Origin of the sequence: Gelidibacter japonicus, from assembly GCF_010725055.1 — a bacterium.
Taxonomy (GTDB): domain Bacteria; phylum Bacteroidota; class Bacteroidia; order Flavobacteriales; family Flavobacteriaceae; genus Gelidibacter; species Gelidibacter japonicus.
This window is the reverse complement of the sequence record NZ_BJKB01000006.1, coordinates 126,113-141,752: the sequence shown is the minus strand read 5'-3', so window position 1 is coordinate 141,752 and position 15,640 is coordinate 126,113. Positions and strand designations below refer to the sequence as shown.

At 37.4% G+C, this 15,640-nt stretch carries 11 protein-coding genes; 1 reads left to right on the top strand and 10 read right to left on the bottom strand.

The features are described 5' to 3' along the window. Positions 1 to 48: 48 nt before the first annotated feature. The 10 genes from bshA to G6N06_RS08385 form a co-directional block, all read right to left on the bottom strand. Positions 49 to 1,188 carry an N-acetyl-alpha-D-glucosaminyl L-malate synthase BshA gene (bshA, locus tag G6N06_RS08430; protein WP_163515830.1) on the bottom strand — a complete coding sequence of 380 codons (1,140 nt, stop codon included), beginning with the start codon at positions 1,186 to 1,188 and terminating at the stop codon, positions 49 to 51. A gap of 165 nt (positions 1,189 to 1,353) precedes the next feature. Beyond that, a complete protein-coding gene (locus G6N06_RS08425) occupies positions 1,354 to 4,272 on the bottom strand; it encodes a serine hydrolase domain-containing protein (RefSeq protein ID WP_163515827.1) in 2,919 nt (972 codons plus the stop codon). Positions 4,273 to 4,411: 139 nt separating this feature from the next. Then, positions 4,412 to 4,897 carry an ABC transporter ATPase gene (locus tag G6N06_RS08420; protein WP_163515826.1) on the bottom strand — a complete coding sequence of 162 codons (486 nt, stop codon included), beginning with the start codon at positions 4,895 to 4,897 and terminating at the stop codon, positions 4,412 to 4,414. A gap of 41 nt (positions 4,898 to 4,938) precedes the next feature. Further along, a complete protein-coding gene (locus G6N06_RS08415; protein ID WP_163515823.1) occupies positions 4,939 to 6,429 on the bottom strand; it encodes a PH domain-containing protein in 1,491 nt (496 codons plus the stop codon). Beyond that, positions 6,416 to 6,931 (bottom strand): PH domain-containing protein, encoded by a 516-nt coding sequence (locus G6N06_RS08410; RefSeq protein ID WP_163515821.1) that lies wholly within the window; start codon positions 6,929 to 6,931, stop codon positions 6,416 to 6,418. Before G6N06_RS08410 ends, G6N06_RS08415 begins: the two co-directional genes overlap by 14 nt. Before the next feature lie 148 nt (positions 6,932 to 7,079). Then, positions 7,080 to 8,303 (bottom strand): phosphoserine phosphatase SerB, encoded by a 1,224-nt coding sequence (gene serB / locus G6N06_RS08405; RefSeq protein ID WP_163515819.1) that lies wholly within the window; start codon positions 8,301 to 8,303, stop codon positions 7,080 to 7,082. Next, entirely contained in the window at positions 8,303 to 9,094 is a 792-nt protein-coding gene (locus tag G6N06_RS08400; RefSeq protein ID WP_163515816.1) for a (Fe-S)-binding protein, read from the bottom strand. The genes serB and G6N06_RS08400 overlap by 1 nt, the downstream gene beginning before the upstream one ends. Before the next feature lie 140 nt (positions 9,095 to 9,234). Next, entirely contained in the window at positions 9,235 to 10,542 is a 1,308-nt protein-coding gene (locus G6N06_RS08395) for a 4Fe-4S dicluster domain-containing protein (protein ID WP_163515815.1), read from the bottom strand. Between the two features lie 11 nt (positions 10,543 to 10,553). Continuing rightward, complete coding sequence (locus G6N06_RS08390) at positions 10,554 to 11,546, bottom strand: MlaD family protein (protein ID WP_240338016.1); 993 nt, start codon at positions 11,544 to 11,546, stop codon at positions 10,554 to 10,556. A gap of 55 nt (positions 11,547 to 11,601) precedes the next feature. Then, positions 11,602 to 12,747 (bottom strand): N-acetylmuramoyl-L-alanine amidase family protein, encoded by a 1,146-nt coding sequence (locus G6N06_RS08385; protein ID WP_163515813.1) that lies wholly within the window; start codon positions 12,745 to 12,747, stop codon positions 11,602 to 11,604. Positions 12,748 to 12,835: 88 nt separating this feature from the next. Here G6N06_RS08385 and G6N06_RS08380 point away from each other — a divergent pair, with 88 nt between their 5' ends. Continuing rightward, complete coding sequence (locus G6N06_RS08380) at positions 12,836 to 15,598, top strand: putative LPS assembly protein LptD (protein WP_163515811.1); 2,763 nt, start codon at positions 12,836 to 12,838, stop codon at positions 15,596 to 15,598. Positions 15,599 to 15,640 lie beyond the last annotated feature (42 nt).

The window sequence follows — 15,640 nt, the reverse complement described above, 5'->3', positions numbered from 1 at the left end:
TTTAGACTCCCAACATTAGATTGCAGGTAGAGTATTTAAATATAAAACTTATTTTACAAGCTCACAATCTTTTAGAGTTTTAACATAAATAGCTTCATATTGTGGCACCACATTTTCAATCGCGAATTTAGCAGATTCTCTTGTGGCATTGAGCTTGAAAGTTTCGAGCCTTTTTTTATCACTCAAAATATAAAGCGCATTTTTAGACATATCTTCCACATCATTGACATCGCTGAGAAAGCCCGAAACACCTTGTATGTTTACTTCGGGAATCCCACCCGTATTACTTGAGATAACAGGAACGCCCGACGCCATTGCTTCTAAGGCTGCCAAACCAAAACTTTCTGTTTGCGATGGCAATAAAAACAAGTCGCTAAAGCAAAGTATTCTATCAATTTCATGACTGTTGCCAAAAAAGACTACCTTATCCAAAATGTCAAGTTTTTTGCACAACTTTTCGGCTTCTGCTTTTTCTGGCCCCTCACCTACCATCATTAATTTTGCCGGTATTTCCTTTTGTATATTATAAAATATCTTAATTACATCTGGAATGTTTTTCACCTTACGAAAGTTACTAATATGAGTGATGATCATTTCGTCTTCATTGGCCATCACTTCTCTTTGACAATCCGTAAATTGTATTTTATGACGGCTAAAGTCAATAAAATTAGGAATAACGTCTATCTCCTTTTTAATATCGAATAAGCGCATCGTGTCGTCTTTTAAACTTTGGGATACTGAAGTTACGGCATCTGAATTATTAATGCTAAATGTAACGGCCGGTTTGTAGAAAGGATGGCTTCCCACCAGTGTAATATCCGTGCCGTGAAGGGTAGTTACTATCGGGATGTAAATACCTTCTTCCTGCAACATTTTTTTTGCCATATAAGCAGCATAAGCATGCGGAATAGCATAATGTACATGGAGAAGTTCTATTCCGTACAATTTTACCATGTCTACCAATTTACTTGATAATGCAAGCTCATATGGTTGGTATAAAAACAATGGATATTCTGGTACGTTAACCTCATGATAATGTACATTACTCCCCAACAAATCCAATCTTACTGGCTGACTGTAAGTGATGAAATGAATTTCATGCCCTCGTTTGGACAATGCCAAACCTAATTCTGTTGCTACAACCCCGCTACCCCCAAAGGTTGGATAACATACGATTCCTATTTTCATTTTTTTGTTCTTTTTAGTTCAAACTAAAGTTTTCAAGTACTTAAAGTATCTAAAGTTATGTAAGTGACTAAAGTTGGTTATTCATCAAATAATTGTTCAACTGATTGTTCAAAATTCTTGAGCCCAACTTAAAGTGCTTAAGGCTCTCAAAACTTATAACTTTTTCTACTCAATGATCGCTTCATAAATCAAGCGTTGAATTTCTGTTCTGATACCCTCCTTTAGCAAGATATTGTTGCTGGCATTAGGATAGGTCCGATTTGACAAAAACACATATACAATTTCCTGTTCTGGGTCGGCCCAAGCGTAGGTTCCCGTAAAACCAGAATGTCCAAAACTAGACAATGACACACAACCACATGTTGGTCCCTTAGTGCCTAACTGAGGCTTGTCAAACCCAATTCCTCTTCTTACCCCACTACCACAATAGTAACAGTAATTAAATTTATCAATAGTTTCGGGTTTTAGATAACGCTTCCCACCATAATAGCCTTTCTGAAGATACATCTGCATAATTTTTGCAACATCGTTACTATTGCTAAAAATCCCAGCGTGCCCACCAACACCATTTTGCATTGCCGCACCCATATCATGAACATAGCCATGAACAGTCTGATGCCTAAAATAATCGTCTATCTCTGTTGGCACCAGTTGTGAGTTACTAAAAATGGCAGCTGGATTGTAGGTCGTGTGGTTGGCGCCCAAAGATTGGTAAAAATGCTCTTGAACCAATTCATCCAACCCTTTGTCATAGTGTTTTTCAATATATTCTTTCAGTATAAAATACGGAAAATCGCTGTATCGATATTGCAATCTTGACAGCAAATCACTGTCTCTGATTAATTTTTGAATGGTATCGGGGTAATCATGTCTCAAATACATTTCATCAGCCACCTTAACATTGAACATTGGGCTCGATACCCTCCTATAATATTTGGGATCTGGTTTTTTGGAAGCATCCAAAGTAGCACTGTAGAAGGGAATCCATGGCTTTAATCGAGCATAATGTGACAACATCTGCTTCAAGGTCACATTTTTCTTGTTGGAATCTCTATATTCTGGTAAAATTTGTGACAATTTGGTCTCAGTGGAAACGATGCCCTTTTCTTCTAACTCCATTAAGAGCGGCAATGTTGCCAATATTTTGGTAAGGGAGGCCACATCGTACATATCATCCAAATCTACCTTTTCCTTGCCCTCATAAGTGTGCTTGCCAAAGGCTTTGTTATAAATGACCTTTCCTTTACGGGCCACTAAAATTTGCATCCCCGGAGCTGCCTTATGAGCAATGGTGACCTTAGCCATTGAGTCTATCTTATTTAATTTTTCAGAACTCATTCCCACAGATTCTGGAAGCCCATAGCTCAAAGACTGTATGCTGGGAAATTTAATTCCATCACCAACCATAAAATGCTCTCCTGTAGAAACAGGTAGAGTTCCCTTTGCTGGGATAGCGCCAAAAATAAGCTGTACTGATTTTCGCATGGAAATCTCACTATTTTGATAGCTGACTACAATGCCCTCAAAATTTTCTATGGAATGCAAATCGATAAGCGCATAAGGTCTTGCAAACACATCCAAAATGACGGTATTGGTCCGGGCCATTTCATAGAGCCAAACCATCTCTTTATCTGAAAATTGATATGGTTTCCAAGGGTTGACATTCGATTTGTGAAATCCGACGATAACCGTATTGTAGTTTTGGAGTTTGGTCATCAACTCGTCCAATTTTGTTGCTTTTATATGATGAACTTTGGTGTATTTTCTCAATTCTTCCAAATAGGCCGAATTATCAATTGCATCACCCATCTCGACGTAGGCTATTTTTTTTGTTTCCAGATGTCTTAATGGTAGAATCCCTCTTTGATTTCGAACTACAGTTATGGCATTTTCCATGACTCTTTCGTAGAGAAGATCATCTTTTAGTCGGTTGAGATCCTCCACAAGACCTGTGGTAGCTATGGGACTGAAATTATGAAGGCCAACTTTATATTTTGCCATTAAAATCTTTTTAACAGAATGCGCCAAGCGCTCTTCAGTAAACTCATTGGCTTCATAGGCGGCAACAATTTTATCAATGGCTACGGGAACATTTTCAGAAATTAAAAGAACATCATTTCCGGCCAAAAATGCAGCAAGGTCAATATCTCCTGGTTTACTAAAGTTGGAAACCCCCTTCATCTCTAAGGCATCTGTGAAAATCAGGCCTTCAAATTGTAGGCGCTCCTTTAAAATGTCTGTGATGATGTGTTTTGAAAGAGACGACGGAGTACCTTCTTTTGGTTCAAGGCTTGGCACGTTTAAATGCGCCACCATAACGCTGGATAAACCTTCCTGAATTAATTTTTTATAAGGGTACAACTCTATCGAGTCAATACGTCTTTCGTTGAAATTTATGGTTGGCAAGGTTTTATGGCTGTCGGTGTCAGTATCGCCATGTCCAGGGAAATGTTTTGCATTTGCCAAGACTCCGGCATCTTGCATCCCTTTCATAAATGCCAGACCTTTGGCCGTCACATTATCTCTATCTTCGCCAAAGGAGCGGTTTCCAATAATCGGGTTTTTCGGATTGGTATTGATATCGACCGCAGGAGCAAAATTGAAATGAACGCCTATTCGTTTGCTGTGTTCGCCAATTTGTCTGCCCACCTGCTCCACGATCTTATTGTCAGTGATGGCACCAAGGGTCATATTATAAGGAAAAGCATAGGTCGAATCCAATCGCATGCTCAATCCCCATTCTGCATCCATTCCAATGAGCAAGGGAACATTAGAAATAGCTTGATATATATTATTTAATTTGGCTTGTTTAACTGGACCACCTGTAGAATAAATGATCCCACCAATTTGTTGGTTGTTAATCAGTCTGGCAACTTCAGCTTCATTGCTCTTGTTGCCGTTTGACAACGCTCTAGCCATAAATAATTGTCCTACCCGTTGCCGAGTATCCAAGCTATTATATACACTATCTACCCATCTTTGCTGAGCTATCGGGTCTTTTGCCAATAAAGGATTTACTGATTTTTGAGCTACACTGTTGAATGAAATAAAAAAGAATATAATGAGGGAAATTGCTAAGCGCATATAAATTCAGGTCTTTTTAAAGTCTTATTACCAATATCAATTAGAGCGGTAAAATACCACTTTTACATTGAAGCTGATAGTACTTTAAGATAGTTTTATAATGAAGCTAGTTAATAAAATTTATTCGGGCAGTTAAGTTTTACTTAATAAATCGACTGTGCCAGCTTTCACTTGCAGGGACCTCCCAATTTTCGTTGAATTCGGCAATATTATTCACCAAATTATTGAAGACAATGGTGTTTTTTGAGACTGCCTTCTCTTTTGCCATTTTTTTGAAATCCAATAAGTTCTTGTAGGCAATGAAATCACCTTGTTTATAGGATACGTTCATCTTGTCCATAAGATCCACATCATAATCCTTTTCCAATTGTTGAATAAAGTGGACAGAAGCATCAATACTACAACCGGTTGCAGCATTTAAACCTTGATTGATTGCAATAACTATAAAACGTTTATATTTAATGAGATAACCAGCTTGCAAATCGGCACCATGCGCGGTCCAGTTGGTTATAAATATGTCCAATTTGGACTTTATTTCTGAAATTTCATCGTCCGTAAACGAACGATTGGCCTGATAGATCCACACTCTTGATTCTTCCGGTAAAGTATTAAAATCGACTAGCATATTTTTATTTTTTTTCTAACTACAAAAGTACACAATTACATTCAATCTCTATCTTGGGATTCTACCTTAAATAGCAGGTAATCTAATATTGCCTTAGCGTTTTGGTCTGTGACACAAAGAATTTTGACTTTATCAGATGCGGTAGCGATGTGTATTGATGCGATCTCATTGCGCTTTTGAAAAATACTCTGTTTTATCTGTACTGACTGAATTTTTTTCAATTCGCTGATGTTTCGTACACGATCTATAAATCCAGTATTTACGGTAAGATATTCATCTGTTATCTGATAGCTTGCTTTTTTATAAGTAAAGTGGACAAAAAGAACGATCCAAGGTATGATGATGATATAGATCAGCCAAAAATAATTTCCGAAAATAAAAAATGCCAGAACATTCACAAATGCACCCACAAGTATTGAACGAAACGTGAGTAACCGTATATAATAAAATTCTGGTTTTTCATATGAATCAACATCAGCATATCGGGTAAAAACCTTCTGAACCAAATGCATGACTTGATGTTTCTCCAAGGCTACAATCTTAAAGTTCTTTTGTTGTTTTTTATTTACCATGGCCTGTTTGATCGACAGGGTGTGTAAGCCAAAATACTGCTTTAACCGATTGGTTTTAATGATGATATTTTGAATTTTGACAGGTACAAGGATCAGTGAAAGCTTGTTAAATAGGCCTTTGTTAATTTCAATAGTGTTGTCGTTTTCAATAACCTCCAAATTGAAGTTTGAGATAAAGGTGTTGATAACGGAAAATAGCATAGAACCCAAAATTGCGAAAACAACAATAAACACGTTGGCCAACAAGAGATTTAGGATACTACCAGTTTCAATATTGACTGACGTTTGAAAGTGATCAGAGATGCCGAGGTCTTGAAGGTAGTTTTCAAACTCATTATACAATCCAAAAACAAAGGAAACGATGATCAAAAAGCTTTTGATATGATTTTCTGAGATACCTTCTAAGAGCAAACGCTTCATTGAAGCCTTGAAAAACAGAGCGCTTTGGACGGGCTCATCACCCAACCCGTTATCTGAAATAGGTCTACTAATGAACAATTGTTTTTTAAGGTTTAGGGCAACAGAATGGCTTAGAGCGTTGATTTCGATTTCGGCCTTATCATCCCCAGCGGTTTCGATGGTTAAGGAAACAACATTAATGATCTGCTGGATGAAGTTCTGTTTAATGTGGATATTTTGAATCTTGGATTTGGGAATAATGGTCATATCCTTATTGATAATACCTGATGACAAATAAAATTGGTCGTTGTCCAAGTGAAATTTAAAATTCAGGTATTTGAGAATCGCCAATACAAAAATCAACACAAAAACACCTAAGGCAATCAATATTAAACTTGTAGTGGATAAAAAAGATGCTGATTCACTTTTGGATAAGGACAGGCCCAAAGCCAAAAACAGAACAAAATAACGTCTGATAAATTTAAAGGTATTTAGCGCAAAGATAACAAGAATGCCTTTGGAGGATTGCCGTGCAGGTTGAGAAAAATCAATCGATTCCATTTACTCTGTTACTTAAAAAATCATTGATTTGCTTTGCCTCGCTGTAATTCAGACCAGCTATTCTCAAGTCAATCCCCGATTCTCCCGCAGTAAAAATCTTTAAGGTTGCCAAGTTAAATCTTCTGGCCAACCAGGAGCGGGAAATTTCTATATGTTGAATACGTGAAATAGGAATTACAGAAATTGAATTTACCAGCAATCCTTTGGAAAAAATAACATCTTGCTCCCTTATGGCATATTTTCGCTTATTGAAGGCCAGTAACGCAACAACAAAATTTAGAATGCAGAATAAAGCACAAGCTGAAAATAAATACCAGAACGCCAATTGAAAACCCTCGTGCACGATTTTGAGTTTAGCAACCATCAATGCTGATACGATAAGTGCATAAAAAACCCATCTGTTTATTACAATAATCATGAGATATTGTTTTGAAATAGGTTTTAAAGCCACATCATCAATAGAAGGCAAAATATCCAGATTGATTTGCTGATTGGTGAACATGGGCAGTTTAAATCTTGGTTTTACTAAACGACTTATTTACTATCTTATCTCTCAAGACTTACATCAGTAAAAAATCCATAGATGAGCAGTTGGCTTGGTAGATTCACGGGCTTGTTACTTCGAACAAATTTGTTAAATCGACCATGGTTTATTCAAGTAAATCTATATGTCTATCGTGATATCCCAATAAATATAAAACCCCATCCAAGCCAATACTGGATATGGCGCTTTGTGTACTGTTTTTTACTTTTGGTTTTGCGTGAAATGCAATTCCGAGTCCAGCGAGATTAAGCATTGGCAGGTCATTTGCGCCATCACCAACAGCTATGGTCTGATTGATATGGATCCCTTCTTTTTTGGCAATTTCCTTAAGATATTCTGCTTTTTTATCACCGTCAACAATCTCTCCAATATAATTTCCCGTTAGCTTGCCATCTTTTATTTCCAACTGGTTTGCATATACATAATCTATCCCCAATTCCTTTTGCAAGTAATTTCCAAAATAGGTAAATCCGCCAGATAAGATAGCCGTTTTAAATCCATATTTTTTAAGCGTATCAATAAGCCTTCTCGCACCTTGTGTAATTGGCAAATTGATAGCGACATCGTGCAACACATCTTCACTTAACCCTTTTAAAAGCTTCATACGGCGTATAAAACTTTCGCTAAAATCAATTTCGCCATTCATGGCAGATTCTGTTATGGCTTTTACCTCGTCTCCAACACCTGCCAATTCGGCTAATTTATCAATTACTTCAGCCTGAATTAAAGTAGAATCCATATCAAAACATACCAAACGCCGGTTGCGGCGATAAATATTATCTTCCTGAAAAGAGATATCGACACTTAGATCGTGGGAAATTTTCATGAATTTCGCTGTCAATTCGGCTTTATTATCAATTTTACCTCTTATGGATAATTCTATCGATGCTCGCGGATAATTCTCTTTTTTGGTGAGTGATAGGCGGCCTGTCAGTCTTTTTATAGCATCAATATTTAAGTTTTTTTCTGAAACAACCCTCGTAACAGTTGAAATCTGTTCTGCAGTTAGTTTTTCACCCAAAATGGTAATTATATAACGGTCTTTACCTTGATTGTCAACCCACTTTTCATAATTTTCAGAGGTAATGGGTGAGAATTTAGCCTTGACACCAAGCTCATATGCTTTAAATAATAAATCTTTTAAAACTGCAGCAGATTTGTCTCCGGATTCAATCTCAAACAAAAAACCCAGTGACAAGGTATCGTGAATATTAGCTTGTCCAATATCTAAAACTTTAGCCCCATACTGGGCTAAAACGTTGGTTAAACCTGAAGTCAGTCCAGGCTTGTCCTGTCCTGAAATGTTTAATAGGAATATTTCTGTGGCCATTATAAATCCTCTGCATTTGCTATCAATTCTGCAATATCCATCACAGCAATTTCAGATTCCTTGTTTTTTGATTTGACACCATCGGTCATCATGGTATTGCAAAATGGACACCCAGCTGCTATAATATCTGGTTTCACCTCGACCGCTTCCTCTGTCCGTTTGACATTTATTTCTTTATTTCCTAGCTCAGCCTCTTTAAACATTTGAGCGCCACCGGCACCACAGCAGAGTCCTCTGGACTTGCAGCTTTTCATTTCAACCAGTTCCGCATCCAATTTTCGTATCAAATCTCTTGGTGCTTCATACACATTGTTGCCTCGCCCCAAATAACAGGGGTCGTGGAAAGTGATACGTTTGCCTTTAAATTGGCCTCCTTCAACGGTCAATCGTCCTTCATCCAAAAGTGATTTAAGAAATTGTGTATGGTGCATGACTTCATAATTTCCACCAAGTTCTGGATATTCATTTTTTATGGTATTGAAACAATGCGGGCAGGCAGTAACAATTTTTTTGATTTCATAGGCATTGAGAACCTCGATGTTGGTGACCGCCTGCATCTGAAAAAGAAACTCATTACCTGCACGTTTTGCAGGATCGCCAGTACAGCTCTCTTCAGTTCCTAAAACGGCAAAGTCCACCTTGGATTTATGTAGCAGTTTTACAAAAGCCTTGGTTACCTTCTTCGCTCTATCATCAAAACTTCCCATGCAACCTACCCAAAAGAGGACTTCTGGTTGTTTGCCTTGGGCCGTAAATTCTGCCATAGTTGGCACAATAAGTTGTTCGCTCATTTTTTATGAGTTTATATGTTTTTGTTTTTTATTATTTTACTCCAAAAGATTTAATCAGCAACTTTTTGCCGTACATCACATTTTTTATACTATAAAACACAATGTTAGGATGACAGTTGTTCACTATCACCCAAATTAAATTACTCGTTTTTCCAGTTCAATCTATCCATTTGATTGTATGGCCAAGGGGCACCATTGTTTTCAATATTGGCCATCATGTTGTTGAGTTCCATGGGTGCTGCAGATTGTTCCATGATCAAATAATTTCGCATTTCCATAATGATGGACATAGGATCGATGCTCACCGGGCACGCTTGAACACAGGCGTTACATGTAGTACAAGCCCATAATTCTTCGCGTGTAATATAATCGTCCAATAATTGTTTACCGTCATCCTTAAAAACCCCGTTGTTGGCATCTATATTTTTTCCAACTTCTTCCAATCGGTCACGCGTATCCATCATGATCTTACGAGGTGACAGTTTTTTACCAGTTATATTGGCTGGGCATTCACTTGTACACCTACCGCACTCTGTACATGTATAGGCGTTGAGCAATTGTACCCAACTCAAATCTTGTACATCGCTAGCACCAAATTTCGCGGGAATTTCGTCCCCAGCCCCTTCTGGCTGTGCTGCAAATGGATCGACGTTTGGATCCATCATCATTTTTACTTCCTTGGTAACGGCTTCATTATTCTTAAACTGTCCTTTTGGGACAATCTTTCCAAAATAGGTGTTTGGAAACGCCAAAAGAATATGCAAATGCTTAGAAAAATAGAGATAGTTTAAGAACGCAAGAATTCCTAAAATGTGCAACCACCATGCGCTTCGCTCAATAATATGGATGGTTCCATCTGAAAATCCACTAAATAACGGAGTCAAATACTGACTGACGACATTTCCATTTTCCATGGCTTGGAATTTCAAATCCGTGGCGTTCATTATTAAAAACAAGACCATCAACACCATTTCAATATAAAGAATGTTATTGGCATCATTTTTAGGCCAACTGGTCATTTCCTTGGACCAAAAACGTTTGATTTTAATAATATTTCTTCTCATCCAAAAAACGATGACAGAAACAAAGACCAAAACAGCCAATATTTCAAAGACACCAATAAGAACACCATACATTGGTCCTATAGATGAAAAAATGCGATGTGTACCTAAAAGACCGTCAATAATGATCTCTAAAACTTCAATGTTTATGATGATGAAACCCACATAGACAATGATGTGTAAAAATCCAGAAACTGGCCTTTTGACCATTTTACTTTGTCCAAGTGCAATCATTGCCATGTTCTTCCAACGTTGGGAGGTGTGGTCACTTACATCAACATCGCGACCCAGTTTAATATTGCGGATCAATTTTTTTACATTATTTGCAAAGAAACCAATGCCGACAATTAGTGCCAGGGCAAAAAGGATATTTGGAATGTAATTCATTATTAAGGTGGTTAGTTGTTTTCTAATTCTATACGTATTTCTTCTGGTTGTGTTTTTTGATCCTCAATAATATTGCCTTCAGCATCAAAGCGGTCTGGCTTTTTTCCAAAAACTGAAAAATGCACATAGCGCTTCGGGTTTAATTTAAAATCTTGCAACAATTGCTCCAGTTGTAAAGAGGCTCCTTCGAGATTTGAATATAGTTTATCGTCATTCAGCAGTTTGCCCATAGTACCTTTCCCATCCTTGACACTTGCCAACAAGGTATTGACCTCTTGAAGGGTTTTATCAAGTTCTGCAAAAGTTTTGGATACTTCAACCTGTTTAAATTCTGTCGTAATCTCAGCAAGATTTCCGGATAAAGTATCAAAATTGCCGATTGCAGAGGTCAAGGCTTCATCATTCTTTGACACGAGGACAGTCATAGCATTTGCCATGTTCCTAAAAGAAATGATGGTCTGGTTTAATTCTGCAATTGCAGCTTTAATACCATCCTCATTTTCGTTAATAATTAATCGGTTAAAGTTATTCATTAAAGAATCCGCAGCCTTTAGGGTGACACCCAAGTTACTGCTGATCCCAGAAAAGTTTTTTGTCAAGCTTGTGATGAGCCCTTCTTCAACTTCAGATTGCAATAAGTCGCCATCTTTTGCCAGCTCTGGTCCGGGCATAGGTATAATAGCCAAAGCATTGCCGCCCATTAGTCCAGTCTCATACATGCGAATCTTACTATTTGTAGAAAATTTGACGTCTTCTGTCACGATAAAGGTCACAATGGTTTTACCCGTATTATCGTCATAAGTAATATCCTCAATTTTTCCAATTTTATTGCCTTTGATAGTCACCAGAGATGAAGAACTTAACGCATTGTAATCAAATTGGGTCTGGTAGCGATTGTGTTTTTGTAAGATATTGATACCTTTCAAATAATTAAATGTAAAAACCATTAGGAGTATTCCTGATATTACAAGTATTGCGGTTTTAACTTCTCTTGATATTTTCAAAGTCTAAAAGATTTAGTTGCTCACAAAATTAGGAATAAAAATATTAAGAATCTTTTTAATTAGAGTGAGAATTGATTACTGAAGACAAGTCTACACGTTTTCCATTCTGGTAAGCGACAATAAACGAGGTGGGATAACCTTTTGACTTTGCAAATTCAGCCATTAATTTGATTTCATTATAATCAGAAGTGCCGCCATAGAAATATTTGTAAAGCTTACCTTCTTTTTCTCGGGAAATATCGTTTAAGCCGTTAAAATTATATGATTTAGGTTCAAGTTTATTTGAACTAGCTGCTAATTGAACCTTGAATACCGTATTGGTATAAATACGTTTAACAGCATCCTTGGAGTCCAATTCATTAGTTAATTCATCTTTGAGCGAATCCTTGTTGGCTACATCTTTATACACGTTTTGTCCGACATTTCTATCCAAAATCATTTTATAGTCCATTAATCCTTTATAGATGGCCAAGGCAACTTCATTTTGACCTTTTGCAGAGTTGAGATAGGCTCCTTCCGGCTTATAGGTCAAAAACCCTGTTTCTACCAAAACACTTGGCATATAGGTGTTGTGCAAAACCCAAAAGCCAGCTTGTTTGACACCTCTATCGTTTCGTTTTAAAGTTTTTGTGAAATTATCTTGAACCAGACGAGCTAATTGGGTACTTTGATCAAGATACTCCTCCTGCATTAAAGTCAGACCTATAAAGGATTCCGGCGAATTGGGATCAAAGCCATCGTAATGCGATTCGTAGTCTTCTTCCAAGAAAATAACCTCATTTTCCTTCTTTGCAATTTCAAAGTTGCGTTGGTTTTCGTGTAGGCCCAAAACAAAAGTTTCCGTACCGTGTGCACTTGAATGGTGCGAATTGCAATGCACAGAGACAAATAAGTCAGCGTCGGCATCATTGGCAATTTTTGCGCGTTCTCTTAAAGGAACAAAAACATCCGTTTTACGTGTATAAATCACTTTGATATTAGGATGTTTCTCTAAAGATTTGCCTACTGTCAAAACGATGTTGAGCGCAATTTCTTTTTCTTTATAACCATTTCCAACATTCCCGGGATCATTTCCACCATGGCCGGCATCAAGAACTACCACAAATTGACCTTTGTTTTTCTGAAATGCCTGTGCAGGTGTTAAAAAACCAATAAATAAATAGATGCTTAATACTAAGGTATAATATAATTGAGTTCTCATAAAGGTTTAAACGTATAACAAACTTGGTTTATTTTAATTTTTAAATTTTGGTTGAATAGTAATTAATCACAAAAAAATATATGTAATTTTGACTTTTCAAAAACCGAGCCATACTTTTACAAAAATACACTTAAAAGCATTGCGTACAAAAAGCTTTCATATACTTTTTACCCTGAGTTTTACAGTGTTTATTAACACTTTGGGGTTGGCTCAAGATCTCCCAAAAACCCAAGCTCCCATCCTGCCAAAAACAGAAAATGACAGTATGAGGGTGTCCATAAATATCGACTCTTTAGTGACTCCCACAGCACCAGTCAAAGAAACCGATAGTATTTTGCAGGATACCATTCCCAAAAAGAAGGATTTCTTGGAAGCAGTTGTTAATTATAAGGCCAAAGATTATGTGTCTCTTAATCAACGTTTAAAGCAAACCACCTTATATAATGAAGCGGAGGTGCGCTATCAGGACATGGAAATAAAGTCAGGAATTATTGTCATTGATCACAATAAAAATTTGGTTTATGCCGGACGTTTAAAAGATTCGGCAGGCGTTTATTCCCAAGCTCCTATCTTCAAACAGGGCGCCAATCTTGTAGAACCGGACTCAATTATCTTCAACACTGAAACCAAAAAAGCCCTCATCTTTAATTCAAGAACTGAGCAAAGCGGTGGATATATCATTGCCGATGTGACCAAGAAGGAAAACGACTCGGTCTATTTTATCAATCGTGGGAAATTCACAACTTCAGAGGACAAAGATGACCCTGAGTTTTATTTCTTGATGCGGAAAGCCAAGATTGTTCCCAACAAAAAAGTGGTAACAGGCTTGACCAATATGTACATTTACAATGTGCCCACCCCCATCGGTTTGCCTTTTGCCTATTTTCCATTGACTAAAAAACAAACTTCTGGAATTCTCTTTCCTACATTTGGTCAGGATAGTAGGCGTGGTTACAACCTGCAAAATGGAGGTTATTATTTTGCTATTAGTGATTATCTCGATTTGGCGCTTTATGGCGATTATTACACCAATGGAAGTTATGGGTTCCGATCCGAAACCAATTATGCTGTACGCTATAGATTTAGAGGAAACTTTGGAATTAGGTATGAAAGCTTGATCAATAGTGAACGCGGGTTTCCTGATTATTCGAAATCGTCCATTTACAACATCAGGTGGTCACACTCTCAGGATGCAAAAGCAAATCCGAGTTCCCGTTTTTCGGCATCGGTCAACTTAGGGAGTAGTAAATACTATCAGGAATCTGTCAATCAGATGAACGCTTCAAATTTTTTAAATAATACCTTATCATCCTCCGTATCCTATTCCAAGTCCTTCACAGGAGAACCACAAGTGAATGTCAGCTTAACCGCCACGCATTCCCAAAATACAAGAACTCAGCAGATTGACATGACTTTACCTACTTTTCAGGGAAGTGTGAGCAGGATTTTCCCATTCGCGCCAAAAATTGGAGCTAAAAAAGGAATTATTGACAATATCAATTTTCAATATAATGTCAATGCACAAAATAGGATAAGTACAACAGACTCACTTTTTTTTAAAGCAGAAATGTTTGAAGATGCTCGGGTTGGTGTGCAGCAAAGTATTCCAATTTCCACAAACTTTAAAGTGTTTAGACATTTTAGCGTTAGTGCAAGTACGAATTTTCAGGAAAACTGGACGCTTAACACTATCAGAAAGTATTATGATCCCGATGAGAATAAAGTCTTAAAAGAGGATCTAACAGGTTTTGACAGTTTTAGAACCTATAATTTCAGTACGAGTATTGGAACTACGATCTATGGGATGTTCCCTTTTGAAAAGCCAGGGAAAAACACCAAAATCAAAGCTATCAGGCACATCATGAGACCGTCCATAAGTTATAATATCAACCCAGCTTTTGATGATTATTATGATTCCTTTGATTATATTACGGCCAATGGCGATCTGACCCGGGCAGAATACAGCAGGTTTGAAGAATCTCTTTATGGTGCTCCAAATAAAAATTTCTCGAGTTCGATGGGGTTTTCATTGGGGAATAATTTTGAAGCCAAAGTAAGAGATAGGGACTCCACTAAAACGGAGCCTAAAAAAATAATCTTATTGAATAGTCTTAACTTATCCACTTCGTATAATTTTGCTGGCGATTCTTTGCAATGGAGTCCTCTAAGAGTATCTGGTGGAACGCAACTGTTTGATAATAAAATGAGCGTCAATTTTGGAATGACCCTAGATCCTTATGCTCTTGACAATAATAACCGACGTGTGGATCAATTCAATATCGACAATGGTGGAAGTTTATTTAGACTGACATCAGCAAGTATGAATTTAAGTTATAGCCTAAGTAGTGAAAGTTTTTCTGGGCGAAAAGAACCTGACCAAAGAGCCATCGATGAGTCTGTTCTTAGTGGTGGCCGTGCCGACGACTTATTTGGGAAGTCCCAAAACTTTGCCGATCAACGCTTGGGCGATGAAGAGAGAGACCGCAGTAAGGAGGAGAAATCAGAATTTTATAATTTCACCATTCCCTGGAGTTTGCGTGTGGCATGGGCTGTTAACTATTCCAACAGTGCACGACAAAATGAAATTTCATCCAATTCCCTAATGTTTTCAGGAGATATAGATTTATCCCCCCGTTGGACTGTTGGAGTCTCTTCAGGATATGATTTTAAAAACCAAGGTTTCACCTATACCCAACTCAGGTTTGAACGTGACCTATTGAGCTGGCGGATGAACTTTAGTTGGATTCCTTTCAGCGAGCGTAGTTCATGGAACTTTTTTATCGGAATCAAATCAAGTTTATTAAAAGATATCAAATACGACAAACAACGCTCGCCGGACAAAAGACTATAAGTGAAACATTAAAATCACAAATAGCTATAACCTTTTCAGGAA